Here is a 23534-nt window from a genome sequence, read left to right as displayed (position 1 = left end):
GCAGTCGCCGGCTTTGCAATTTGTCTTGCCGTCCCCCGCATAACCAAGGAAAATACTTGTAACCAGGCAAGGGGCCGGTCTGTCACCAGTTCTGTAACCATTCTTTCACCGATCATCTTAAAGTCTCGACATATGCCGCTTGAGTTTGCCGCCAAAACGGATATTGGTATGGTGCGAGTACAAAACGAAGACACCGTTGTCGTCGACGAGGTCTTGCAACTGGCGATCCTGGCCGACGGCATGGGCGGTTACAACGCCGGTGAAGTCGCCAGCAGCATCGCCACCGTCGCCATCCAGGAAGAAATCGAAAGCCAGCTGCAGGAATACCGCCGTCTGCAAAAGCCGGAAGCCGAGCTGCCGGTCCGCATGTGGCTGATGCAAGCCGTGCGCCAGGCCAACAGCACCATCATCAATGCCGCCCGCCGCGAGCCGGAATACCGCGGCATGGGCACCACCCTGGTGGTGGCCTGGTTCGCGCCGCAAGGCAGCGTCAGCATTGCCCATGTCGGCGATTCGCGCGCCTACCGCATCCGCGGCGGCTTGCTGGAACAACTGACGCGCGACCACTCCCTGCTGCAAGAACAGATCGATGCCGGCCTGATCCGTGCCGAAGACGCGCAATTCGCGATGAACCGCAACATCGTCACGCGCGCCGTCGGCATCGACTACCAGCTGGAGGTGGAAGTCCATCAGCACGAAGTGCAGGCTGGCGACCTTTACCTGCTGTGCTCCGACGGATTGTCGGACCGGATCGGCAATGCGGATATCGCCAATATCGTCAGCGACGCCCAGGGCGACCGGAAGATGGCATGCACCATGCTTATCAATGCTGCCAACCAGGCAGGCGGCCAGGACAATGTGTCGGTGATCCTGATCCAGGTGCCGGAGAACGAATAAACCTGCAACGGCAAGCGTAACAAGCAAGTTCGCAATATAAATCCCGAAATTTGCGTATCATTGCCCCGAAACAACATTAAACTGGGAGGCTTGTGGAAGTGTGCAAAACCGGATGTTTGAGCAGCGCCAATTGCAGTAACTGCACCAATAGTTGCGGATGTGGGCGGATCCGCAGTATGGTTTTAAATTAATTTACAGACAGCGTTTCCCAAGAGAGATAGGAATGGCGAAGATCATCCTGACCAAAGGCGGCACCGTAATACAAGAGATGACGCTCACCAAAGAGCGTACCACCATCGGCCGCCGCGCCCATAATGACCTGGTCATTGATAACCTCGCCATCAGCGGCGAGCATGCGGTCATCATTACTATCTACAACGATTCGTTTCTGGAAGACCTCAACAGCACCAACGGCACCCAGGTCAACGGCCATCCGGTCACCAAGCATTTTTTGCAGCATAACGATGTGATCCAGATGGCCAGGTACAAATTGCTGTACCAGGTCGATACGGATGAGGAAATCAAGGATAACCGGCCGAAGATGTTCCCGGTGCCGCGGCCGGATGCCACCATTACTGTCTTGGACGGGCCTAGTGCGGGTAAGGAAATGCTGCTGACCAAGGTGTTGACTACCATTGGTCGGCCCGGCATTCAGGTGGCTATCGTTACACGGCGGCCGCACGGTTACGAGCTGACCCATGTCGAGGGGCAGACTTATACCAAGGTCAATGACACGCCGTTGAGTGCTGGTGCGCGAGCGCTCAAGGATGAAGACGTGATTGATATCGCCGGGACTCAAATGAAGTTCTCTTGGAAGACGGTTTAAGCAATTTGCCGCTGGTATGCATTACGCCGTTATCTTAAGGCGACCTCTAAAAAATCCGTCATCCCCGCAAACGTGGGCGCCAAGGCGGAGAATCCAAGTTGCTGATTTAAAATAGATTCCCGCGTTCGCGGGGATGACGCGATAGCGTTTATTCAAGATTGCTTGTGATGTTTGTTACACAATTACCGTCCTGAATTTAAGCCCAACGCTAGTTTTATTTGTCCTGGTAATCGCCGAAACTGGGCATGTCTTGCCGCATTTCATATCTCAGTAGTTGCGCATATGCCAAATGGCGGATTAAGTCCTCAACGACGAATATCCATAGTTTCTTTGTGACAAACTTTGTCAGCTTCGCATCGAAACTCTGCCAAATTTCTTCACTTTTTCCCATTGAAGCCTTTGAAAACCGGAGATTTTCCACTGGCACAGACATTGCTGTATATCCCGTGTAGTGAAGCGAAGCACCCCTTTTATTAACAGGAGAAACAAATGAAATCGATGCAAATGATTAAACGTGCACAGCGCGGCTTTACCCTGATCGAATTGATGATCGTTGTGGCGATTATCGGTATCTTGGCAGCGATTGCGTTGCCTGCGTATCAAAATTATGTATCTAAGTCGCAGATAGCTGCTGGTTTGGCAGATATCACCCCAGGTAAGGTTAACGTGGAAGCGAAGTTGGCAGAAGGACTCGCCGCCGATATTGCATTAACAACAGATGTCGGCCTTCAAGGGACGACAGCGCGTTGCAGCACAATTGTCGTGTCTATCCTTAAAGCTGACGGCAGCGGGACGCTGACATGCAATTTGCTAGGCAATACAAATGTTGCGGGTAAGACAGTGGTGTGGACACGTGGTAAAGACGATCCAACAAAAGGCACGACCGGTGCATGGGCGTGCACTACAACCGCTGCAGCGACTTTGTCTCCAAAGGATTGCCCAGGAGTTTAATGGGCATACCCATTCCTATTTGAGATTATTACGATAGGAATGCATATTTGTACTGACGTTTGATCAAAACACCCCCGTCGTGGGGTGTTTTATTTTGCGCAGTATAAGTGAAATGTCGGCGTGTTTTTATTAGCGATTTCATTCACGGTATCCGTTGAACTCCAATACCCTCGTACGAGGTGATTTGCGCCTTGAAACGCGTTGGATGACGACGAGACTGTCGCGGGTTGTCTAGCGACTGGGCGTTAGTCTTGATGGTTCAATATCGATTGGACTCTATTTCATAATTGGCTATGCAAGCGTTTAGTTCTACAACTAAGTGACGTGGCGAAATAGCAAATTCGCCCTACGGTATTAAGGCCGATCATCCACAGGAATTCAACATGAGAGCATTGTGGTGTCAACCTGCAAACAGGCAAAATGGTTTCACGCTGATTGAATTGATGATAGTCGTGGCGATAATCGGTATTTTGGCGACAATTGCTTTTCCGGCATATCAGGATTATGTCGCTAAAGCCAAATGGTCTGCGGCGTTGGCGGAAGTTTCCGCTGGTAAAACCGGGCTTGAATCGACTGCTTTCCAGTCAAACACCCTCACAACCGCAGTAGTCGGTATTCAGGACTCGACATCCAATTGCGATATGAGCGTTGGCGGCCCACCCGATGGCAGCGCCGACAATACATTGGTTTGTAATATCAAAGGCGGACCTGCATCGGTCGCCGCCAAGACTATAACCTTGAAGCGTATTGCCAATAGCGCTATGACCGATGCCGGGAAATGGACATGTGCGACGACTGCCATGCAAAAATATGTCGGTGCAAGCGCAACGTGTACGGGTGTCTGATTATGCGTCCTACCCCGTGCTCATCGGCATTGCCGTAATGCAGAGTTTCCAATTGCGGTTGCTGCTGATGCAGCGTTGGAGTTAATTGCGATCAATACATGGTAGAAATTTTCTGCGCACTGTAGTTGCCCGTGTTTGTGATTGTTGCGTGGTCTTACTCTATCACCCAATCTCCTGATTTTCCGCCATGCTTTTCCATCACTCGCACATCGGTAATCACCATCCCCCGATCCACCGCCTTGCACATGTCGTAGATCGTCAACAAGCCGATCTGGACTGCCGTCAACGCTTCCATCTCCACCCCGGTCTTGCCCACTGTTTCCGCTTGTGCGGTGCAACTGATGCTGGCTTCGCTTTCATCAATACTGAAATCAACCGTAACCCGCGTCAACGCCAGCGGATGGCACAGCGGAATCAAATCGCTGGTGCGTTTGGTGGCCATGATGGCGGCGATGCGGGCGATGCCTAGCACGTCGCCTTTTTTCGCCGAGCCGGACTGGATCAGCGCCAAGGTCTCGGCCTTCATGCGGATGCAGCCGCTGGCGACTGCGATGCGGTGGGTATCGTTTTTGCCGCCGACGTCGACCATGTGGGCCTGGCCGGTCTGGTCGAAGTGGGTCAGTTTGGCGCTTGCCGGAATTTTGTCGGTCATGATGATATTTTCTTTAGATGATGCAGCGGATCATTAATTGAGTTTTTCTGGGCTGTCACCGCATGCTGAAGGTGGAACAATTGTCCTCTGTTAGTATCATAGCATCGTGATTTTGACACCATCCAGTATTCAATGAATCGATTATCGCCATCCCCACGACGCTTGCTGCTTGCTGCGCTCATCGGCGCCTGCTGCGCATTGCCGATGGCGCCGGTATTTGCGGTACAAAACCTGCCGACCCTGGGCGATACTTCGCGCGAATCGCTGTCGCCAATCATGGAACGCAAGCTCGGCGAAGAAATCATGCACGATATCCGGCGCGATCCCGATTACATGAACGATGCCCCGCTGCTGGAATACCTGAACAACTTCGGCTGGACCCTGGTTGCAGCGCGGCCGGAAGTACGGGGCGAGGCGGGCTTCGATTTTTTCTTCTTTGCGGTGCGCGATCCGGTCTTGAATGCGTTTGCCTTGCCGGGCGGCTTCATCGGCGTGCATTCCGGTTTGCTGCTGGCGGCGCAGAGCGAATCGGAACTGGCTTCGGTGCTGGCGCATGAAATCGGCCACGTGGCGCAGCGGCATATCGCGCGCATGGTGGGCAGCCAGAAGCAGGATTCGATGATTGCGCTGGCTTCCATGCTGCTGGGGGTGTTGGCGATGCGCGGCAGCGGCGATGCCGGCGCGGCGGTGATGATGGGCGGCACTGGCCTGGCGATGCAGAGGCAGCTGAATTTCAGCCGTGATGCCGAGCGCGAGGCGGATCGTATCGGCTTGTCGATTCTGGATGCGGGCGGTTTTGACACCAGCGGCATGGTGGCGTTTTTCGGGCGCATGCAAACGGCCTCCCGCAATTATTCGGATGTGGTGCCGCCGTATCTGCTGACGCATCCGCTGACTACCGAGCGGATTGCCGACATCGAGGCGCGGATTCGTGAGCAGCGTTATCGGCAGCGCGCCGATAGCCTGGATTTCCAGTTGATACGCGCGCGCGTGCGGGTGTTGCAGGATGATACCGAGCAGGGCCGGCGCGATGCGCAGATCGTGTTTGATACGCAGCTGCTGCAAAATACCAAGCAGCAAATCGTTGCGGCTAAATATGGCATGGCTTTCCTGGCGTTCAGGCGGGGGACTTATGACAAGGCTAAGGATTTGCTGCAGCAGGCGGTGGCGGCGGCATTGCCGGCGAAGCAGAGCCTGGTGCTGACGGATCTCGGCGTGGAGATCATGCTGGCCACTAATCGCGAAGCCGAGGCCTTGAAGCTGGTGCAGCAGGCGCAGCTGCAATATCCCTTGTCGCGCGGGTTGGCGCATCAGTATGCCCGGGTGCTGCTTGCTGCCAAGCGTCTGGACGAGGCTACCAAATATCTGCGTGAGCAGGCGCAGCTATACCGGCAGGACGCGGATGTGCAGGATTTGCTGGCTAAGGCTTATTCGGCGCAGGGGAAGCGGGCGTTGCAGCATATGGCTTTGGCGGAGTCTTATGTGTTGACGGGGAGTGTGCCGGCGGCCTTGGATCAGTTGCGGATTGCGCGCGATTCTAAGGATGCCGGGTTTTATGATCAGTCCATGATTGATGCGCGGGAGAGGGAGTTGCAGGAGCGGTGGAAGGAGGAGTTGAAGGCTTCTAAGGAGCGGTGACTATTGCTGAAGTCTTTACTCCGTGGTCCGTTAAATAGGGTCAGAGTCAAGTTTCGCGATAAACCTGCGAAAGTTGACTCTGACCCTATTTAACTATGCTTGGCCGGTTTTTGTACAAAACCGAAATGGGTTGCGACATTTTCTGTGGCGATATGTGAGACAGTTAATAGCAACCCTGATTTTTGCCATGTCAGGATTTGACTCTTTGATGGATTTGCCATCCATTCTAGTAGTGCTTCATCGCTGGCGATTTCTCCATCCATGCGTAGGTCGGTCAGGCATTGCGCCAGGTCGCGATCGTCGATTGCGGCTACCTGGCCTGGGGCGATCAGCAGCAGCCGGCCTTGTTCGGTCAGCATGACGGCATCGATTGCCGTCATCGGCTCGCCGGTTTGCAGGACAAAACCTTGAACCGGATCGGTATGGGCGATGTAGGGTGTCAGCTCCAGGTCGACGTAGACGCGTTGCGGGCCGTTCTGGAAGTACCAGCAGCCGTGTTCGTCCGCGCCGTAATTGCGGTTGATGAAACCGGCCAGCGCCGTGTGCATGATCTTGTCGCCGGGCAGGTTCTGGCGCTGCGTCTGTTCATCGCGCATGCGCCAGGCGCCGCGCGCGTCCAGTCCCAGCCAGCCGTAGCAATGGGGGACGTTGGGCCATTTCTGCATGGCTTGGGCGACGACTTGATCCATTCTAGTTATCCTGTAAAAAACGCAGCATGCGCTGCGGCAGCCAATCGAGGCGGCCGGGCGGGCCGCCGACGGCGAATCCTACGTGACCGCCTTGCTCAGGATACTCGAGGGTGACGCTGGCGGCTGCCTTGGGCGGCAAGTGCTGCGGCGGCAGGAACGGGTCGTTGCGGGCGTTGAGCACCAGCGTCGGCACGGTGATGTCGTTGATCACCAGCTTGGCGCTGGCGCGATGCCAGTAATCGTCGGTGTCGCGGAAACCATGCAGGGGCGCGGTGACGATGTTGTCGAACTCGTACAGGTCGCGCGCGTTCAGCATTTTTTCGCGATCGAACAGGCGCGGGAATTGCTGTAACTTGTCGAGCGACTTGCTTTTCATCGTGCGCAGAAACGAGCGGGTGTAGACCATGTTGAAGCCATGCGACAAGGCGGCGCCGCCGCCGGCCAGATCCAGCGGCGCGGAAATGGCGCAGGCGGCGTCGACGATTTCTGCCCGGTGCTGGGATTCGCCGAGCCAGCGCAGCAGCGCGTTGCCGCCGAGCGAAACGCCGGTCGCATAGAATTTGCCGAATTGTCTGGTGGCGCGGGCGGCAAGCAGGCGGCGCAATATCCAGTCGACTTCTTCAGCGTCGCCGGAGTGGTAGAAGCGCGGCGCCTGGTTGATTTCGCCGGAACAGCCGCGGAAATGCGGTACCGCCCCCGACCAGCCGAGCGTTGCCAGTTGCGCCATCAGCGCGCGGCTGTAGTGGCTGCCGGAAGAGCCTTCCAAGCCGTGAAACAGCACCACCAGCGGCTGGCCCGGCTGGCCGTCGACAAAATCGATGTCGATGAAATCGCCGTCCGGCGTATCCCAGCGTTCGCGTCTGTAGGCGACCGCCGGTTTGCTGATGCAGGTGGCGGGATAAATGGTTTGCAGATGGCCGCCGGGCAGCCATAGCGGCGCAGGGTAGGAACTGGGTGAAACGAGAGCAGGCATACTATCTTCTGTGTTGGATCGGTTCAATCTGTTCAATGCAAGGTGGTGCTGGATACGGCTTCTTCCGGTGCTGCGCCCGGTGCCACCGAGGCGTGATGCAGCACGATGCGCCAGCCGCGCGGCGTCTTCATATAGATATTGGTCGCCAGGATATGCATGTCGCGATCGGCGTCGCTGGCCTGGTGCAGCTCTTCCACCAGGTTATGAATGCTGGTCGACAGATTATGCGTCACATGCAGCTGGCGCGCACGGATATGCACGCCACCGCGTTCGAACAAGCTTTCGAAGGCTGCCCGGATCGCCGCATGTCCGTGCAGCCTGGGCGCATTCGGATGGATGCAGACGATTTCGTCGTCATCGGCCCATAGCGTCATCATCGCTTCGATATCGGCCCGGCTCATGGCGTCGTAAAAAGCGGTCTCGGTTTCTTCGGCTGAACCGTGCATGAATTTGGCATGTGGCATATGGGCTCCGTGTTCAAACAGTGTGATCGGCTATCGCAATGCTTTTCCGTCATCAAAAAAGGGAGCTGAGCTCCCTTTGGTTTCGATCATTTCGATCAATGTCCTTTGACCACGGCGCCCGGTTTCAACCGGTATTGCGTGCCGCAGTAAGGGCATTTGGCGCTGCCGCTGCTGTCGAGATTCAGGAACACGCGGGGATGCGAAGACCAGACCGGCATCAGCGGGTTGGGGCAATGCGCCGGCAAATCCTTGCCGTCGAGTTCAACCGGGGTTTGAGTCGTCTTTGTTGCATTTGCTGCTGTATTCATTTGCTTCTCCAAATTTACCTGTAATTACTTATTGTTGACGCTGGCTAGCCGGCTTATTTCCCAACCACGGTAAGCCAGTGTTGATATTTGGCGGACTTGCCTGCCACCACATCGAAAAACATCGACTGCAGTTTTTCCGTGATGGGGCCGCGCTTGCCTTCGCCTATGGTGCGATTGTCGAGTTCGCGGATCGGCGTGATTTCTGCGGCGGTGCCGGTAAAAAAGGCTTCATCGCTGCAATACACTTCGTCGCGGGTGATGCGTTTCTCGACGACTTCGATGCCGCTGTCGCGCGCCATGGTCAGCACCGCATCGCGGGTGATGCCGTCCAGGCAGGAAGCCAGGTCCGGCGTATAGATCTTGCCGTTCCTGACGATAAACACGTTTTCGCCGGAACCTTCCGAGACGTAGCCGTCGGTATCCAGCAGCAAAGCCTCGTCGTAGCCGTCGGTCAGTGCTTCCTGGTTAGCCAGGATCGAGTTGATGTAATAACCGCTGGCTTTGGCGCGCACCAGCGATACGTTGACGTGGTGGCGGCTGAATGAAGACGTCTTGACGCGTATCCCCTTGGCCAGCCCGTCTTCGCCCAGATAGGCGCCCCAAGGCCAGGCGGCAATCGCGACGTGGATGGTGTTGCCTTTGGCGGCAATACCGAGTTTTTCCGAACCGATCCAGACCAGCGGCCGCATATAGCAGGATTCCAGCTTGTTTTCGCGCACCACTTCGATTTGCGCATCGATCAGGGTTTGCAGGTCGTAAGGCACCTGCATCTGGAAAATCTTGGCCGAGTTCAGCAGGCGCTGGGTGTGTTCCTTCAGGCGGAAAATCGCCGGGCCTTGGTCTGTCTTATAGGCGCGCACACCTTCGAAAACCGCCATGCCGTAGTGCAGCGAATGCGTCAGGACATGGATATTGGCGTCGCGCCAGTCTATCAGTTTGCCGTCTTTCCAAATCTTGCCGTCGCGGTCGTCCATGGACATGTTCAAATCTCCCGTTTTATATAAGAGGTTGCAAAACCCCGTCATCCTCGCGAACACGGGCATGACGCAGCTAGGTTTTAAGGTGTGTAAATTGACATTTTAACGGATTCGATCAGGCTTACTCTGTAGAATATTGGTCTCGACCTGTCTCTTTTGAGAGCCGCTATGTGCGCAAAACCGTGTTTTGACAGAGGCTGCTGGAGTAAAATAGCGGCTTTTCCTCACTAGTATTGTCTGATCGACATGAAATTCAATCGACTAAGCGACTTGATCGCACAACACCAGCTGCAAGGCAAGCGCGTGTTTATCCGTGCCGACCTTAATGTACCGCAAGACGCGGCGGGCAATATTACTGAAGATACGCGCGTGCGCGCTTCGGTGCCGGCGATTCGCCAGGCACTCGATGCGGGCGCGGCGGTGATGGTGACTTCGCACCTGGGACGTCCGACCGAAGGCGAATTCAAGCCGGAAGATTCGCTGGCGCCTATCGCCAAGCGCCTGGCGGAATTGCTGGGCCAGCCGGTTGAGCTGCGCCAAAACTGGGTGGACGGCGTGGAAGTGGCGCCGGGCCAGGTGGTGTTGCTGGAAAATTGCCGCGTCAACAAGGGCGAGAAAAAGAATAGCGACGAGCTGGCGCAAAAGATCGCCAAGCTCTGCGATATTTACGTCAACGACGCTTTCGGTACCGCTCACCGGGCCGAAGCCACTACCCACGGCATCGCCAAATTTGCGCCGCTTGCCTGTGCCGGTCCTTTGCTGGCGGCTGAACTGGATGCTTTGGGCAAAGCCCTGAACCAGCCGGCGCGGCCGCTGGTGGCGATCGTCGCCGGCTCGAAAGTGTCGAGCAAGCTGACCATATTGAAAGCGCTGGCCGACAAGGTCGATAATCTGATCGTCGGCGGCGGCATCGCCAATACTTTCTTGCTGGCAAGCGGCTTGAAAATCGGCAAATCGTTGGCGGAACCGGATCTGCTTGCAGAAGCCAAAGCCATTATCGAGATGATGGCCAAACGCGGCGCCTCGGTGCCGATTCCGGTGGATGTGGTGTGCGCCAAGGAGTTTTCGCCGACCGCAGCGGCGCAGATCAAGGATGTCGGCGCTGTTGCTGACGATGACCTGATCCTGGACATCGGCCCCAAGACTGCAGCGATGCTGGCAGCGCAAATCGGCCAGGCCGGCACCGTGGTCTGGAATGGCCCGGTCGGCGTGTTCGAATTCGACCAGTTCGGCGAAGGCACCAAAACCCTGGCGCTGGCGATCGCCAATTCCAAGGCCTTCTCGATTGCCGGTGGCGGCGATACGCTGGCGGCAATCGCCAAATACAAGATTACCGACAAGATCGGTTATATCTCCACTGGCGGCGGCGCTTTCCTGGAATTTTTGGAAGGCAAGACCTTGCCGGCGGTTGAGATTTTATTGCAACGCGCTGCTTAATATTTTGAGCTGCAAATCGGACAGCTGGTTGGTCCTGACCAGCTATCCCGGTGTTTGTTCATGATGTACTGAAAGGTTGTCCATGCAAAGAGCTACCAAGATCGTCGCCACCATCGGACCTGCATCCAGCGATGCCGACACACTGGCGCGGATGTTCGTCGCCGGGGTCGATGTGGTGCGTCTGAATTTTTCGCATGGCAAGGCGCAGGACCATATCGATCGCGCCAAGCTGGTGCGTGAAGTGGCTGCGGCCTGCGGCAAGCAAGTCGCGATCATGGCCGATTTGCAGGGGCCGAAGATCCGGGTCGGCAAGTTCGAGCAAGGCAAGATCGAGTTGAAGAATGGCGAAAAATTCATTCTCGACGCCGATTGCGCCATGGGTGGCCAAGACCGCGTCGGTCTCGATTACAAGGCTTTGCCGCGCGACCTGAAACCGGCTGACATATTGTTGCTCAACGATGGCCTGATCGTGCTGGTCGTCGAAAGAATCCTCGGCAATGAGATCCATACCGTCGTCAAGATCGGCGGCGAACTGTCCAACAACAAGGGCATCAATCGGCAGGGCGGCGGCTTGACGGCGCCGGCGCTGACCTCCAAGGACATGGACGACATCAAGACCGCCATGAGTTTTCAGGCCGACTACGTTGCCGTGTCGTTCCCGAAGAATGCTACCGATATGGAAATGGCGCGCCAATTATGCAATGTGGCCGGCGAAGCCTACGATCACAAGCCGATGATGATCGCCAAGATCGAACGGGCCGAAGCGATCCCGGTATTGCAAGAAATTCTCGACGCCTCCGACGGCATCATGGTTGCCCGCGGCGACCTGGCGGTGGAAGTCGGCAATGCCGCTGTGCCGGCACTGCAAAAGCGCATGATCAAGATGGCGCGCGTGTCCAACAAACTGGCGATCACCGCGACCCAGATGATGGAATCGATGATCGTCAATGCGGTGCCGACCCGCGCCGAAGTGTCCGACGTCGCCAACGCCGTGCTGGATGGCACCGACGCCGTGATGACCTCCGCTGAAACCGCTTCCGGCAAATATCCGGTGGAGACGGTGGAAGCGATGTCGGCGATTTGCCTGGAAGCCGAGAAGTCGGAAGACTGCAAGCTCGACGCCGATTTCCTGAATGTCCGTTTCACCCGCGTCGACCAGTCGATTGCCTACGGCGCTTTGTTTACCGCTCACCATCTGCGCGTCAAGGCGATTGCCGCGCTGACCGAGTCCGGTTCTACCGCACTCTGGATGAGCCGCCACAACATCGATATCCCTATTTTTGCCCTCACCCCGAGCGTCGCCACCCAGCGCAAAGCTGCCTTGTTCCGTAACGTGCAGACTTTCGAGCTGGACAAATCGAACGACCGCGAAGCGGTGTTGCAAGCGGCGCAGAATTTGCTGCTGGCCAAGGGCGTGGTGCAGCTGGGCGATCTGGTGGTGGTGACGTGGGGCGAGCCGATGGGACAAATCGGCGGCACCAACGCGCTCAAGATCATGAAGATCGGCGAGTATTGATTTCGTTGGAGCAGAATCGGCGCGGCAATAGCGATGCCCGGCTTGAACGCTGTTCCACAACAAGTTTCTATTATCGGAGTACAACATGCCTCTCGTATCCATGCGTCAATTGCTGGACCATGCAGCTGAAAATAGCTATGGCCTGCCTGCTTTCAACGTCAACAACCTGGAACAAGTTACTGCCATCATGCAGGCGGCCGATGAAGTCGGCGCGCCGGTCATCATGCAGGCTTCGGCCGGCGCCCGTAAATATGCCGGTGAAGCGTTTTTGCGGCACTTGATTGAAGCGGCAGTAGAAGCCTTCCCGCACATCCCTGTGGTGATGCATCAGGATCACGGCCAGTCGCCCGCAGTATGCATGGCGGCGATCAAGTCCGGCTTCACTTCGGTGATGATGGACGGTTCGCTGATGGAAGACGGCAAATCGGTTGCCAGCTACGAATACAACGTGGAAGTGTCGCGCAAAGTGGTGGAGTTCTCGCATGCGATCGGCGTCACCGTGGAAGCAGAACTGGGCGTGCTCGGTTCGCTGGAAACCATGATGGGCGACAAGGAAGACGGCCATGGCGCCGACGGCAAGATGACGCGTGAACAGTTGTTGACCGATGTCTCGCAAGCTGCCGATTTCGTCAAGCTGACCCAGTGCGATGCGCTGGCGATTGCGATCGGTACTTCGCACGGCGCTTACAAGTTCTCGCGCAAGCCAACCGGCGATATCCTGGCGATCGAACGCATCAAGGAAATCCACACCCGCATTCCGAACACCCATCTGGTGATGCACGGTTCGTCATCGGTGCCGCAGGAATTGCTGGCGGAAATCCGCGAGTTCGGCGGCGACATGAAAGAAACCTACGGCGTGCCGGTGGAAGAAATCCAGGAAGGGATACGCCACGGCGTACGCAAGATCAATATCGATACCGACATCCGCCTGGCAATGACTGGCGCGATTCGCCGCTATCTGATCGAGAATCCAAGCAAGTTCGATCCGCGCGATTACCTCAAGCCGGCGCGCGAAGCGGCCAAGGCAGTGGTGAAAGCCCGTTTCCTGGCGTTTGGCTGCGAAGGCCAGGCCGCCAAGATCAAGCCGGTTTCGCTGGAAAAGATTGCAGAGAAATACAAGAAGGGCGAGCTGGCGCAGATCGTTCAGTAATAGATCGCAGTAAGCGACAGATGCCGCAATAGCGCCCAGTAAGGCCGGGCGCAATAATTTACCAGCTTGCAGGATGAGACATCAATCATCCGGCAGCTGGTTTTCTGACTTATGGAATAACCATGACAAGCCTCTACCAATCCACCATCACCTCTCTGCCGTTGCTCGGCCGCGGCAAGGTGCGCGAAAACTATGCCGTCGGTGAAGACATGATCCTGATCGTTACTTCCGATCGCCTGTCGGCCTTCGACGTCATCATGAATCAACCGATTCCGGGCAAAGGCAAGGTCTTGAACCGCATGTCCGATTTCTGGTTCGACAAGCTGGCGGCGATTGTTCCTAACCATCTGACCGGGATCGCGCCGGAATCGGTGGTGGCGGCGGATGAAGTCGAGCAGGTGCGTGGCCGTGCGGTGGTGGCGAAACGCCTGCAGCCGATCATGGTCGAGGCGGTGGTGCGCGGTTACATCATCGGCTCTGGCTGGAAGGATTATCAGGCAACCGGTGCGATCTGCGGCATTGCCTTGCCGGCGGGTTTGCAGCAGGCAGCCAAGCTGGCCGAGCCGATTTTCACCCCGGCCGCCAAGGCTGAGATGGGCGAGCATGACGAGAACATCAGCTTTGCCGATATGGAAAGCCGGATCGGCAAGGAACTGGCTGGCAAGATCCGCAGCATCAGTATCGAGCTGTACAAGACGGCCGCCGACTATGCGGCAACGCGCGGCATCATCATCGCCGACACCAAATTTGAATTCGGCCTTGATAAGGACGGCACGCTGCATTTGATGGATGAAGTACTGACTGCCGATTCGTCGCGCTTCTGGCCGGCGTCCAGCTATCAGGTCGGGATCTCGCCGCCATCGTTCGACAAGCAGTTTGTCCGCGATTACCTGGAAACCGTCACCAGCTGGAACAAGACGGCGCCGGCGCCGACCTTGCCTGACGATGTGATCGAAAAAACCGGCGCCAAGTATCGTGAAGCGCTGTTCAGCCTGACCGGCGAAACGCTGAAGGATTGATGATGACTAAGGATACTGTGAGCCGGCCGCTGGTCGGCATCGTCATGGGTTCTTCTTCCGATTGGGAGGTGATGCAGCATGCCGTCGCCATCCTGACCGAGTTTGGCGTGGCGCATGAGGCGCAGGTGATTTCGGCGCACCGCATGCCGGATCAGATGTTCGCCTATGCTGAAACAGCGCGTGCACGCGGCCTGCGCGCCATCATCGCCGGGGCTGGCGGCGCCGCCCATCTGCCGGGCATGATCGCCGCCAAGACCATCGTGCCGGTGCTGGGCGTACCGGTGCCGTCCAAATACTTGCGCGGCGAGGATTCCTTGTTGTCCATCGTGCAGATGCCGAAGGGTATTCCGGTCGCCGCTTATGCCATCGGCGAAGCCGGCGCGGCCAATGCGGCGCTGTCAGCCATCGCCATGCTGGCCACCACCGACCAGGCGCTGGCCGACAAGCTGCTGGCGTTCCGCGTCAAACAGACGCAAATTGCCCTAGATATGAAATTGCCACCGGTATGAGCAGCATGCAACACGATTCCATCGATCCGATTGTTCCCGCCACCACGCCGGCAACCTGGCTTGGCGTGATGGGTGGCGGCCAGCTGGGCCGCATGTTCGCGCACGAAGCGCAAGCCATGGGCTACAAGGTAGCCGTGCTGGAACCTGAGCAGGATTGTCCGACCGGGCATGTCGCCGATCGCCATTTCCTGGCTGATTACAGCGACGAAGTTGCCCTGACCGAGATGGCCGGTTTGTGTGCGGCGGTCACTACCGAATTTGAAAACGTCGCCGCCGCGAGCCTGGCGCTTCTGGCGCGGAACAGCTTTGTCGCTCCCGCTGCTGCCTGCGTCTCGGTAGCCCAGGACCGCATGGTGGAAAAGCGCTTCTTTACCGATTGCGCCAAGACTTCGACGGTGCTGCCTGCGCCGCATCATCTGATTGCGGCGGCAGCGGATATCGATGATATCCCGGCCGATTTATTGCCAGGCATCCTGAAAACGGTCCGGCTCGGTTACGACGGCAAGGGGCAAGCCCGGGTGCGCACCCTGGACGAAGTGCGCCTGGCATTTGCCGACATGAACGGCGTTGCCTGCGTGCTGGAAAAAATGCTGCCGCTGGCCTACGAAGTCTCGGTGCTGGTGGTGCGTGGCGTCGACGGCGCGGCAGCGGTGTATCCGATTGCCGAAAACGTGCATCGCGACGGCATTCTGTTCACCACTACGGTGCCCGGCCCGAATGTCTGCGACGAAACCGCCAGGCGCGCCCAGCATGCGGCGCTGGCGATCATCGAACAACTCGCTTATGTCGGCGTCCTGTGTATTGAATTTTTTGTCCTGCAAGATGGTTCCCTGGTAGTCAACGAAATGGCGCCGCGTCCGCACAACAGCGGCCACTACACCATGGATGCTTGCGTCACCAGCCAGTTCGCACAGCAAGTCCGGGCGATGGCGCGCATGCCCTTGGGCGATACCCGTCAGCATTCACCGGCGGTGATGCTGAATATCCTGGGCGATGTCTGGTTTGACGGCGACAGCCAACAAGCGCGTGAGCCGGCATGGGACCGGATCCTGGCTTTGCCGGCGGCGCATTTGCATTTGTACGGCAAGGCGCAGGCACGCCGCGCGCGTAAAATGGGACATATCACTTTCATCGCAGCGACCCTGGCGGAAGCCCAGCGACAAATGGCAGCGGCCTGCGATATCCTTGGCATTGCAGTGTAAATGAAGGGCTCGACTATCGATTTTCAGGCAATCCAGCTGGCTGCACGCAAGCTGGAGGCCGGTGCATTGGTCGCGTTTCCCACCGAAACGGTGTACGGCTTGGGAGCCGATGCCGAGAATGCGGCGGCGGTTGCCAGCATCTACGCTGCCAAGGGACGGCCGTCCAACCATCCGGTGATCGTCCATGTGGCGCCCGAGGCGGACATCGGCTACTGGGTCGAGTCGGTGCCGCCGCAGGCGCGGGCGTTGATCGCTGCTTTTTGGCCAGGACCGCTGACGCTGATACTGCCGCGTGCGGCGCATATCCCGGACCAGGTTTCAGGAGGCCAAAACTCGATTGGCTTGCGTTGCCCTTCGCACCCGGTGGCTCAGGCGTTATTGCGTGAGTTCAAAGGCGGCAAGGGCGGTATCGCTGGCCCGTCGGCTAACAAATTCGGCCATGTCAGTCCGACAACGGCGCAGCATGTGCGCGACGAATTCGACGCCGATGGCGACAGTCCGATCGCTTGCATTTTGGATGGCGGCCAGAGCGAAGTCGGCATCGAATCGACCATCATCGATCTATCGCGCCTCGCCTCGCACGGCCCGGTGCTGTTGCGGCCCGGTCATATCAGCGCCGCGCAAATTGCTGCAGTGCTGGGGGTCGCGGTGCAAGCCGCTGATGCAGCCGCCCCGCGTGCTTCCGGCACGCTTGAGTCGCACTATGCGCCGCGCACGCCGGTGCTGCTGGTGCCTTCGCAGCAGTTGCTAAGCACATTGCTGCAATTGCATCAGGCCGGACAAAGCCTGGCGCTGATCAGCTATTCCACGCCGGCCGCGGACATGCCGCCCTTGGCCGCGCAATTCCCCATGGTTGCATCGGCTCAGGCCTATGCCCACGATCTTTATGCGGCACTGCGCAATATGGACCATGCGGCGGCCGACCTGATTGTGGTCGAAGCGCCACCATCCGGCCTTGCCTGGCAGGGGATCAATGATCGTTTGCGCCGTGCTGCGCACGACTCATCTGCCGTGCTGGCGGGTTTTAAAAAATAATTTGAGGTAAAAAAGCTACAACTGTAGTCAAATGATTCCAAAGCTGGCATAGTGTAAAAAAAGAATAGCACGCACGTTCTTTTTGAAAAAATAACGATATCTGGAAATCACGGATACGCGAATTTGGTAAGCGCAGTCGAATAAGAGAGCGTTGTCTGATTTGGCCTGGCCAGATAGATGAAACGCCGCAAAATGGGTTTGTACTGTATTCGCTGCAGGCAAAGATCCCGCTAATAAAAATGAAGTGTAACTTGGAGAAGACATATGAAAAAACAAAGCAACGTATTGCCAAAGCTGGCAGCCCTGTCCCTACTGGCGGCATTTGCTGCTCCGGCAATGGCGCAACAAGCTGGCGATAACCTCGTCAATGCAGGCTGGGCTCACCTCGGCCTGAATCAATCCAGCGAACCGTTAAAGCTCGGGACCTTCACGCTTCCAGGTAGTGGTGCGCATGTTTCCAACGCTGATACCCTTCTTCTGTCTTTCACGCACTTCGTTACCGACAATATCGCCGTAACGGCGGATTTGGGTATCCCGCCGAAATTCAAGCTCAGCGGCGCCGGCACCCTCAATGGTTTAGGTCAGCTTGGCACGGCCACGCAGTGGAGCCCGGCTATGTTGGCCAAGTACTACTTCGGCGACGCTAACAGCCAGTTCCGTCCCTACGTCGGCGCCGGTGTTACGTATGTATGGTATTCAAATATCAAATTGACCAACAGCTTGACCGGTCTGCTCGGCGGTGGTGATCCTGGTGCTTCCACCAGTGCTGATCTGAGCAGCTCTTTTGCGCCAGTCGCGAACGTTGGTTTTGCCTATAATTTCGACAAGAACTGGTCCGCCAACGTCTCCCTGTCTTATGTCCCGCTGAAGACCAAGGCTGATCTGACTACCCACCATAGCGATGGCTCGACGACGCACGCCACTACTAAAATCACTCTGAATCCTATGGTTTCAGTGCTGAGTGTCGGCTACAAGTTCTAAATCGTCGAATAAGGTTTGGATTAAATGCCCTGCATAGCCAGGGCATTTTTTTGCCTGCGTGGATTGCATGTGGCATTGTGTATATCTGCGTCGACAAGTGTTAGCAGATTGCGTTAAAGTTAAAGCGTGATCAGAAGGCAACCAGGGGAGAGCAACCATGACTAAGGAAGTTGCAGTATTAGGCGGCGGGTGCTTTTGGTGCCTGGAAGCGGTTTACCAGGAAATAAAGGGCGTGGAGCATGTCGAGTCGGGGTATACCGGCGGTCATGTAGCCGATCCTAGCTATGAACAGGTATGCGAGGGCACAACTGGTCATGCCGAAGTAGTAGCGGTGACATTCGACGCGGAGCAGATCAGTTTTCGCGAGTTGCTGGAAATTTTCTTCACTATCCACGATCCGACCACTTTGAACCGGCAGGGCAACGACGTCGGCACCCAATACCGTTCTGCGATTTATTACCAGTCGCCGCAGCAGAAGAAAGCCGCGGAACAGGTGATTGCGGAAATGGCCAACGTCTGGGACGCACCTATCATCACTGAGCTGAGTCCGGCCGAAACCTATTACAAGGCGGAAGATTACCACCAGAATTACTTCCGCCAGCATCCTTTGCAAGGCTATTGCGCCTTCGTGGTTGCGCCTAAAGTGGCAAAGTTGCGGAAGATTTTTACCGAGAAGGTCATCGGCAACTGAGGGGCGGTAGCTGAGGATTTATCCACTGTTCCAGGAAGATCAGTGGATAAATTATAGCTAGCCCGTGACTTATTGCGAAGCCTGGTAAATATAATCCCGCGACCAGGGCAGTGTGTTCGCGCTGCGGCCGGCCTTGCGGCAAACGACCTGGTACAGTGACATCCAGTCGCGCTCGAAGCCGTAGGAACTGCCGGCCAGATAAATGCGCCAGATGCGGAAACGGCGGTCGTCGGCGGCTTTTCTGACTTCATCGGCGCGCGCTTCCAGATTGTCTGCCCACATGCCGCAAGTCTTGGCATAGTGGCGCCGTAGATTTTCCACGTCGAATACTTCCAATCCGCCTTCCTGCATGGTTTTTAACACCAGGCCGATATGCGGCAGTTCACCGTGCGGGAACACATATTTTTCGATGAATTCACCGCCGCCGTATGGCGATTCGCCATTGTCGACGTCGGTGGTGGTAATGCCGTGATTCATCGCGATGCCGTCGTCCGCCAGCAAGCTGCGGATGCGCGAAAAATACATGGGCAGGTGGTTCAGGCCGACATGTTCGAACATGCCGACGCTGGTAATCCTGTCGAAGCTGCCGGCGACGTCGCGATAGTCTTGCAGGCGAATCTCTATCCTGTCTTCAAGGCCGGCTTGCGCAACCCGCTCCTTGGCTAACGCGTACTGATTTTCCGAAAGCGTGATGCCGACGCATTTGGCGCCGAACTTTTGCGCCGCCCGCAATACCAGAGCACCCCAGCCGCAGCCGATATCGAGCAAGGTTTGGCCAGGCTGGAGCTGGATCTTGGTCAGGATGTGATCGATTTTTTTGATTTGCGCAGTGGCCAGGTCTTCATCGCCGTTCTCGAAATAGGCGCATGAATACACCATATTCTGGTCCAGCCACAACTTGTAGAAATCATTGGAAACGTCGTAGTGATAACGAATCGCTTCGGCATCCTTTTCCTTGTTGTGGCGGAAGGTGCGAGTAATACGGGCAAATTTGCCGTCTGCTTTCAACGTATTCGCCGCCAGTGCATTGCCGATGGCGATGATTTCCCTGATTTTCCCCTCGACTTCGATTTTCCCCTCGACATAAGCCTCGCCGAGATTGGCGAGGGATGGTGTCAGCAGGTAAGTCAGAGAGGAGACATGCGGTACGCGCACGGTTACCTCCGGCGCCGCATACGTGCCAAAGTCAAACCGCTGGCCGTTCCACAATTCGAGCCGCAATGGCAGCGCGGCGCGGTGACGAACTTCATTAACCCAGTTTTCAAGCCTTTTTTCCCAGAACACGATTTCTCCTCCGGTTAAATACTTGTAAATTGCGCCAAGCGGTCAGCGTCGACCAATAACAGTGCGCTAAGGCTGCAGGCGTTGTCGCTGCCAGTTGCCAGCTGCATCCAAGGTATACAAAATCCGGTCATGCAAGCGCGACCGACGTCCTTGCCAAAATTCTACCGTATCCGGCAAAAGTCTGTAGCCGCCCCAATGATCGGGCCGCGGCGGGTTATCGCCAAACTTTTGTTCAGCCTTCGCGTACTCTGTTTCGAGCAGGTCGCGGCTGGCAATCGTCTGGCTTTGCGCCGAGGCGATCGCACCGAGCCGGCTGCGCAACGGACGGCTGTGAAAATAGGCGTCGCTCTCGCTTTCGGAGACGCGTTCGACTCGGCCTTCGATACGCACCTGGCGCTCCAGCCCGACCCAGTGGAACAACAGTGCGGCGTAGGGGTGTTCCGACAGTTCGTGGCCCTTGCGGCTTTCAAAATTGGTAAACCAGGTGAAGCCATGCTCATCAAATTGTTTGATCAGCACGATACGCGACGATGGCCGTCCATTGCTGCCCACGGTTGCCAGGCTCATCGCATTCGCTTCCGGCACTTCCGCGCGTATGGCTTCATCGAACCATTTTCCGAATTGCGTAATCGGATCGGCGGCGCTGTCGGCTTCGGACAGACTGGCTTGGCTGTAGTCGATCCTGAGATCGGCGATTGATTGGTTCTTGGTCTGGTTCATGCTGAAATACCTCGACGTTGTTGCATTGCGGCTCCTAGTTGTTGCATCTGCTGCACATTGAAAATCCGTTTTGCCATGGGGGCGATCCAGGTTTCTTCCTTTTCCATATGGGCAGAGTAGATGGTGGAAAATTGCTGGACTTCTTGCGGCGACAGCTGCGTTTCCGGCGTTGCCGCGTCGCCGTCGGCGATATGCGCCAATTGCCGGTTAAGGGAATGCCAGAGGCTATCCATCTGCTGATGCTCGGCCAGGATTTCGGGCATCAGTTTTTGCAGCACGGCGGCATCTTCTCCTGCCGCCGTGGCGCGCAACATCGGCAGCAGGTCGTGCTCCTCGTCTGCGTGATGATGCGGGGCGGCTTGATTGAAATAGCGCATGACGCTATGGGCCGCTTGCTGTGCCTGGGCGTCGTTGCCGTGTTGCGGTACATGGTCGAGCAAATTCTGCAGCGTGGTTAACTGCTTGCGTATCCGGTCGTGGCAGTGCTTGAGGACAGCGATCGGCTGGCTGAAATCTGGCGCGGTGTCTATCAGTGCGTTCGGCATGATGATGTATCTCGTGGTGTAAGCTGCGGCGCTCGCGGCGAATAATTGTTTTTTTGATAATTTATCGGTGAGTAGCGACGAATATCAATACAACCATATTAAAACACTTCAAAATAATTCCGTCTCGCGGAGCCGGTAAAATAGCGTCAATAGCGATATCCGTCATTCTCGGATATTTTGGCCGTACCTCTTTTTTTTGCTCCCGATCATGCCTTCATCTGTCGTATCAAGCGCTGCCGGCGCATCTGTTCCAGTCATCGACCTCGAAGAGGTTGATTTCGACCGGCGTTTTGGCGGTATCGCCCGCCTGTATGGCGCCGCCGCGCTGGCGCGTTTTCTGCAGGCGCATGTCTGCGTGATCGGGGTTGGCGGCGTCGGCTCGTGGGCGATCGAGGCATTGGCGCGTAGCGCGATCGGCAATCTGACCATGATCGATCTGGATAACCTGGCCGAATCTAATATCAACCGCCAGGTCCATGCCTTGACCGATACGCTCGGCCAGGCCAAGGTGAGTGCGCTGGCGGCCCGTATTGCCCAGATCAATCCGTACTGCCATGTCACTGAGGTGGAAGATTTCATCACTGCTGATAACTTGCCCGAAATGATAGGCGAAGGGCGTTACGATTATGTGATCGACGCTATCGATAATGTGCGCGCCAAAGCGGCCCTGATCGCCTATTGCCGCGACAAGGGCATTCGGCTGATCACGATCGGCAGCGCAGGAGGGCAGGTTGATCCGACCTGCATTGAAGTCCGCGATCTTGCCAAAACCGAACAAGAGCCGTTGCTGGCGAAGGTGCGCAAGCGCCTGCGTTCCGAGTACCGGTTCCCGCGCGGCGATAAAGTACGCTTCGGCATCGATGCCGTGTTTTCCACCGAGCCGTTAAGTGCGCCCCTTAGCGAAGAGGCATGCGCCGTCGATGCCGGCGCCGTGCCTGGCGTAACCGGCCTGAATTGCGCCGGTTACGGTTCCGCGGTGGTGGTAACCGCGACCTTCGGCCTGGTGGCAGCCGCCCACGTCATGCGCAAGCTGGCGGCGGATGTGACAGATGCGCCGGTCATTACTTGACTTGCCCATGGTGTCTAAATAGAATCGCGTGGACTATCTTTGTAGGAGATCCGGTTTTGGACAGTTGCACCAGTACCCGTGGATGGGCGCGCAGCCCGATGCAATTCGCCTGCTAGTAGTTGTCGACCTTCGCTACAGCCTGTGAATTGACGCGCTGTAGTACCTGGGGCGATCTCGCGTCGCCGCCCTATACCTCATATATCCCATCCATTCGTTTGTTCGATTTGCTAGCTGATCTTCAGTCTCTGAAGCAGCGATGCGCACCCATGGGATGCCGCCGGCTGGCCTGGCGATGCACACAGAAAGGTAGTGAAGATGGATTGGAAAATATTTACCTTGCGAGTCTTGCTCGCCTTGACCTTAGGTTCGCTGATAGGCGCAGAGCGTCAAATGCGCCAGCGTATGGCGGGTTTGCGGACTAATGCCCTGGTATCGATCGGCGCGGCGCTGTTTGTCATGGTGTCGGCATTCGAATCGGATCCGCAAGGCGCGACCCGGATTGCCTCTTATGTAGTATCCGGTATCGGCTTCCTTGGCGCCGGCGTCATCATGCGTGAAGGGATTAACGTGCGTGGACTCAATACGGCTGCCACATTATGGTGTTCCGCTGCAGTCGGCGTGCTGTGCGGTCTCGGCCATGCGCTGGAAGCCGCCATCGGTGCTGCGGCAATTCTGGGCGCCAATGTGTTGTTGCGAGGCGTCTCTCATATGATCAATCGTCAGGATCTGCATAGCGCGACTGAAATCGAACAGGTATATCGCCTCTCTGTAGTATGCCGGCCTGAAGACGAGGTGCAGGTGCGGACCTTGATGCTGCATATGCTCAATGGCATGCCGCACCTGGTTGTGCAGTCGCTGCATAGCGAGGACCTGGCTTCAGGTACCCAGCTGGAAGTGCGGGCGGACTTGATTACTTCACCTAGCAATCATTTGCAGCTGGAGCAGATAGTCAGCCGGGTCAGCCTGGAGAAGGGCGTGAGCGCTGCCCGCTGGGCTGTATTGAACTCTGTCGATGTGTAAAAAATAGGTGCGGTTAACAGTGCCTACTAATAGATAAGAATTTGGGTAAAAAGAAGTAAATCGAAATATTTTTAACAAAGTACTTGCGGGGGCGGGGGAGGGTTGCTATAGTTCGCCTCCCGTTGAGAACGACGCG

At 56.7% G+C, this 23534-nt stretch carries 25 protein-coding genes; 16 read left to right on the top strand and 9 right to left on the bottom strand.

Annotated features, from left to right (window positions below; genetic code table 11):
• The first annotated feature begins 132 nt into the window (after positions 1 to 132).
• From BLV81_RS10075 to BLV81_RS10060, 4 genes are all read left to right on the top strand, one after another.
• Positions 133 to 897 carry a Stp1/IreP family PP2C-type Ser/Thr phosphatase gene (locus BLV81_RS10075; protein ID WP_092355164.1) on the top strand — a complete coding sequence of 255 codons (765 nt, stop codon included), beginning with the start codon at positions 133 to 135 and terminating at the stop codon, positions 895 to 897.
• 223 nt (positions 898 to 1120) lie between these two features.
• On the top strand, positions 1121 to 1723 hold the full coding sequence (locus BLV81_RS10070; protein WP_092355162.1) for an FHA domain-containing protein: 603 nt from the start codon (positions 1121 to 1123) through the stop codon (positions 1721 to 1723).
• A gap of 489 nt (positions 1724 to 2212) precedes the next feature.
• Positions 2213 to 2674, top strand: a complete 462-nt coding sequence (locus BLV81_RS10065; RefSeq protein ID WP_218134271.1) for a pilin — start codon at positions 2213 to 2215, stop codon at positions 2672 to 2674.
• Between the two features lie 383 nt (positions 2675 to 3057).
• Positions 3058 to 3519: a pilin gene (locus BLV81_RS10060; protein WP_092355159.1), complete on the top strand. Its 462-nt coding sequence runs from the start codon at positions 3058 to 3060 to the stop codon at positions 3517 to 3519.
• 154 nt (positions 3520 to 3673) lie between these two features.
• Here BLV81_RS10060 and moaC read toward each other — a convergent pair whose 3' ends face one another.
• Positions 3674 to 4171 (bottom strand): cyclic pyranopterin monophosphate synthase MoaC, encoded by a 498-nt coding sequence (moaC, locus tag BLV81_RS10055; RefSeq protein WP_092355156.1) that lies wholly within the window; start codon positions 4169 to 4171, stop codon positions 3674 to 3676.
• Positions 4172 to 4303: 132 nt separating this feature from the next.
• On the opposite strand from moaC, the gene BLV81_RS10050 reads away from it, so the two are divergent.
• On the top strand, positions 4304 to 5809 hold the full coding sequence (locus BLV81_RS10050; protein WP_092355153.1) for a M48 family metalloprotease: 1506 nt from the start codon (positions 4304 to 4306) through the stop codon (positions 5807 to 5809).
• 89 nt (positions 5810 to 5898) lie between these two features.
• Here the strand turns inward: BLV81_RS10050 and BLV81_RS10045 are convergent, their stop codons facing one another.
• The 5 genes from BLV81_RS10045 to BLV81_RS10025 all read right to left on the bottom strand — a co-directional run bounded on the left by BLV81_RS10045 (position 5899) and on the right by BLV81_RS10025 (position 9223).
• Complete coding sequence (locus tag BLV81_RS10045) at positions 5899 to 6498, bottom strand: DUF2946 family protein (RefSeq protein ID WP_092355150.1); 600 nt, start codon at positions 6496 to 6498, stop codon at positions 5899 to 5901.
• Position 6499: 1 nt separating this feature from the next.
• Positions 6500 to 7471 (bottom strand): YheT family hydrolase, encoded by a 972-nt coding sequence (locus tag BLV81_RS10040; protein WP_092355147.1) that lies wholly within the window; start codon positions 7469 to 7471, stop codon positions 6500 to 6502.
• A 32-nt stretch (positions 7472 to 7503) separates the two neighbouring features.
• Positions 7504 to 7935: a YybH family protein gene (locus BLV81_RS10035; RefSeq protein WP_092355144.1), complete on the bottom strand. Its 432-nt coding sequence runs from the start codon at positions 7933 to 7935 to the stop codon at positions 7504 to 7506.
• A 95-nt stretch (positions 7936 to 8030) separates the two neighbouring features.
• On the bottom strand, positions 8031 to 8243 hold the full coding sequence (locus BLV81_RS10030; RefSeq protein WP_092355141.1) for a zinc-finger domain-containing protein: 213 nt from the start codon (positions 8241 to 8243) through the stop codon (positions 8031 to 8033).
• 53 nt (positions 8244 to 8296) lie between these two features.
• Positions 8297 to 9223 (bottom strand): branched-chain amino acid transaminase, encoded by a 927-nt coding sequence (locus BLV81_RS10025; protein ID WP_092355138.1) that lies wholly within the window; start codon positions 9221 to 9223, stop codon positions 8297 to 8299.
• Between the two features lie 243 nt (positions 9224 to 9466).
• Here BLV81_RS10025 and BLV81_RS10020 point away from each other — a divergent pair, with 243 nt between their 5' ends.
• The 9 genes from BLV81_RS10020 (at position 9467) to msrA (ending at position 18760) form a co-directional block, all read left to right on the top strand.
• The gene (locus tag BLV81_RS10020; RefSeq protein WP_092355135.1) at positions 9467 to 10657 is read left to right on the top strand and encodes a phosphoglycerate kinase; all 1191 of its coding nucleotides are present in this window, start codon (positions 9467 to 9469) and stop codon (positions 10655 to 10657) included.
• Between the two features lie 82 nt (positions 10658 to 10739).
• Entirely contained in the window at positions 10740 to 12173 is a 1434-nt protein-coding gene (pyk, locus tag BLV81_RS10015) for a pyruvate kinase (RefSeq protein ID WP_092355132.1), read from the top strand.
• A gap of 85 nt (positions 12174 to 12258) precedes the next feature.
• Positions 12259 to 13323, top strand: coding sequence for a class II fructose-bisphosphate aldolase (gene fba, locus BLV81_RS10010; protein WP_092355129.1), 1065 nt, complete (start codon positions 12259 to 12261; stop codon positions 13321 to 13323).
• A 122-nt stretch (positions 13324 to 13445) separates the two neighbouring features.
• The gene (locus BLV81_RS10005; protein WP_092355126.1) at positions 13446 to 14342 is read left to right on the top strand and encodes a phosphoribosylaminoimidazolesuccinocarboxamide synthase; all 897 of its coding nucleotides are present in this window, start codon (positions 13446 to 13448) and stop codon (positions 14340 to 14342) included.
• Positions 14342 to 14851, top strand: a complete 510-nt coding sequence (purE, locus tag BLV81_RS10000) for a 5-(carboxyamino)imidazole ribonucleotide mutase (protein WP_369823853.1) — start codon at positions 14342 to 14344, stop codon at positions 14849 to 14851. Before BLV81_RS10005 ends, purE begins: the two co-directional genes overlap by 1 nt.
• Before the next feature lie 5 nt (positions 14852 to 14856).
• The gene (locus tag BLV81_RS09995) at positions 14857 to 16053 is read left to right on the top strand and encodes a 5-(carboxyamino)imidazole ribonucleotide synthase (RefSeq protein ID WP_092355693.1); all 1197 of its coding nucleotides are present in this window, start codon (positions 14857 to 14859) and stop codon (positions 16051 to 16053) included.
• The gene (locus BLV81_RS09990) at positions 16054 to 17088 is read left to right on the top strand and encodes an L-threonylcarbamoyladenylate synthase (RefSeq protein WP_092355123.1); all 1035 of its coding nucleotides are present in this window, start codon (positions 16054 to 16056) and stop codon (positions 17086 to 17088) included. It begins immediately after the preceding gene.
• 264 nt (positions 17089 to 17352) lie between these two features.
• Positions 17353 to 18069, top strand: coding sequence for an OmpW/AlkL family protein (locus tag BLV81_RS09985; RefSeq protein ID WP_092355120.1), 717 nt, complete (start codon positions 17353 to 17355; stop codon positions 18067 to 18069).
• A gap of 157 nt (positions 18070 to 18226) precedes the next feature.
• The gene (gene msrA, locus BLV81_RS09980) at positions 18227 to 18760 is read left to right on the top strand and encodes a peptide-methionine (S)-S-oxide reductase MsrA (protein ID WP_092355118.1); all 534 of its coding nucleotides are present in this window, start codon (positions 18227 to 18229) and stop codon (positions 18758 to 18760) included.
• 69 nt (positions 18761 to 18829) lie between these two features.
• On the opposite strand, the gene BLV81_RS09975 is transcribed toward msrA, so the two are convergent.
• From BLV81_RS09975 to BLV81_RS09965, 3 genes are all read right to left on the bottom strand, one after another.
• Positions 18830 to 20044 (bottom strand): SAM-dependent methyltransferase, encoded by a 1215-nt coding sequence (locus BLV81_RS09975; RefSeq protein WP_092355115.1) that lies wholly within the window; start codon positions 20042 to 20044, stop codon positions 18830 to 18832.
• 66 nt (positions 20045 to 20110) lie between these two features.
• Positions 20111 to 20764 (bottom strand): pyridoxamine 5'-phosphate oxidase, encoded by a 654-nt coding sequence (pdxH, locus tag BLV81_RS09970; protein ID WP_092355112.1) that lies wholly within the window; start codon positions 20762 to 20764, stop codon positions 20111 to 20113.
• Positions 20761 to 21309 carry a hemerythrin domain-containing protein gene (locus BLV81_RS09965; protein ID WP_092355109.1) on the bottom strand — a complete coding sequence of 183 codons (549 nt, stop codon included), beginning with the start codon at positions 21307 to 21309 and terminating at the stop codon, positions 20761 to 20763. The genes pdxH and BLV81_RS09965 overlap by 4 nt, the downstream gene beginning before the upstream one ends.
• A 208-nt stretch (positions 21310 to 21517) precedes the next feature.
• Here BLV81_RS09965 and tcdA point away from each other — a divergent pair, with 208 nt between their 5' ends.
• Both tcdA and BLV81_RS09955 read left to right on the top strand, forming a co-directional pair.
• Positions 21518 to 22378, top strand: coding sequence for a tRNA cyclic N6-threonylcarbamoyladenosine(37) synthase TcdA (gene tcdA / locus BLV81_RS09960; protein WP_092355106.1), 861 nt, complete (start codon positions 21518 to 21520; stop codon positions 22376 to 22378).
• A gap of 315 nt (positions 22379 to 22693) precedes the next feature.
• The gene (locus tag BLV81_RS09955) at positions 22694 to 23398 is read left to right on the top strand and encodes an MgtC/SapB family protein (protein ID WP_092355103.1); all 705 of its coding nucleotides are present in this window, start codon (positions 22694 to 22696) and stop codon (positions 23396 to 23398) included.
• The last annotated feature ends 136 nt before the right edge of the window (positions 23399 to 23534 follow it).

It is taken from the genome of Collimonas sp. OK242 (assembly GCF_900107095.1).
Lineage (GTDB): Bacteria > Pseudomonadota > Gammaproteobacteria > Burkholderiales > Burkholderiaceae_D > Collimonas.
This window is presented reverse-complemented; position numbering and strand designations above follow the sequence as displayed.

Coding starts and splice junctions, on each gene's coding strand:
- BLV81_RS10075 (WP_092355164.1), top strand. CDS start 133: ATGCCGCTTGAGTTTGCCGCCAAAACGGATATTGGTATGGTGCGAGTA.
- BLV81_RS10070 (WP_092355162.1), top strand. CDS start 1,121: ATGGCGAAGATCATCCTGACCAAAGGCGGCACCGTAATACAAGAGATG.
- BLV81_RS10065 (WP_218134271.1), top strand. CDS start 2,213: ATGAAATCGATGCAAATGATTAAACGTGCACAGCGCGGCTTTACCCTG.
- BLV81_RS10060 (WP_092355159.1), top strand. CDS start 3,058: ATGAGAGCATTGTGGTGTCAACCTGCAAACAGGCAAAATGGTTTCACG.
- moaC (WP_092355156.1), bottom strand. CDS start 4,171: ATGACCGACAAAATTCCGGCAAGCGCCAAACTGACCCACTTCGACCAG.
- BLV81_RS10050 (WP_092355153.1), top strand. CDS start 4,304: ATGAATCGATTATCGCCATCCCCACGACGCTTGCTGCTTGCTGCGCTC.
- BLV81_RS10045 (WP_092355150.1), bottom strand. CDS start 6,498: ATGGATCAAGTCGTCGCCCAAGCCATGCAGAAATGGCCCAACGTCCCC.
- BLV81_RS10040 (WP_092355147.1), bottom strand. CDS start 7,471: ATGCCTGCTCTCGTTTCACCCAGTTCCTACCCTGCGCCGCTATGGCTG.
- BLV81_RS10035 (WP_092355144.1), bottom strand. CDS start 7,935: ATGCCACATGCCAAATTCATGCACGGTTCAGCCGAAGAAACCGAGACC.
- BLV81_RS10030 (WP_092355141.1), bottom strand. CDS start 8,243: ATGAATACAGCAGCAAATGCAACAAAGACGACTCAAACCCCGGTTGAA.
- BLV81_RS10025 (WP_092355138.1), bottom strand. CDS start 9,223: ATGTCCATGGACGACCGCGACGGCAAGATTTGGAAAGACGGCAAACTG.
- BLV81_RS10020 (WP_092355135.1), top strand. CDS start 9,467: ATGAAATTCAATCGACTAAGCGACTTGATCGCACAACACCAGCTGCAA.
- pyk (WP_092355132.1), top strand. CDS start 10,740: ATGCAAAGAGCTACCAAGATCGTCGCCACCATCGGACCTGCATCCAGC.
- fba (WP_092355129.1), top strand. CDS start 12,259: ATGCCTCTCGTATCCATGCGTCAATTGCTGGACCATGCAGCTGAAAAT.
- BLV81_RS10005 (WP_092355126.1), top strand. CDS start 13,446: ATGACAAGCCTCTACCAATCCACCATCACCTCTCTGCCGTTGCTCGGC.
- purE (WP_369823853.1), top strand. CDS start 14,342: ATGATGACTAAGGATACTGTGAGCCGGCCGCTGGTCGGCATCGTCATG.
- BLV81_RS09995 (WP_092355693.1), top strand. CDS start 14,857: ATGCAACACGATTCCATCGATCCGATTGTTCCCGCCACCACGCCGGCA.
- BLV81_RS09990 (WP_092355123.1), top strand. CDS start 16,054: ATGAAGGGCTCGACTATCGATTTTCAGGCAATCCAGCTGGCTGCACGC.
- BLV81_RS09985 (WP_092355120.1), top strand. CDS start 17,353: ATGAAAAAACAAAGCAACGTATTGCCAAAGCTGGCAGCCCTGTCCCTA.
- msrA (WP_092355118.1), top strand. CDS start 18,227: ATGACTAAGGAAGTTGCAGTATTAGGCGGCGGGTGCTTTTGGTGCCTG.
- pdxH (WP_092355112.1), bottom strand. CDS start 20,764: ATGAACCAGACCAAGAACCAATCAATCGCCGATCTCAGGATCGACTAC.
- BLV81_RS09965 (WP_092355109.1), bottom strand. CDS start 21,309: ATGCCGAACGCACTGATAGACACCGCGCCAGATTTCAGCCAGCCGATC.
- tcdA (WP_092355106.1), top strand. CDS start 21,518: ATGCCTTCATCTGTCGTATCAAGCGCTGCCGGCGCATCTGTTCCAGTC.
- BLV81_RS09955 (WP_092355103.1), top strand. CDS start 22,694: ATGGATTGGAAAATATTTACCTTGCGAGTCTTGCTCGCCTTGACCTTA.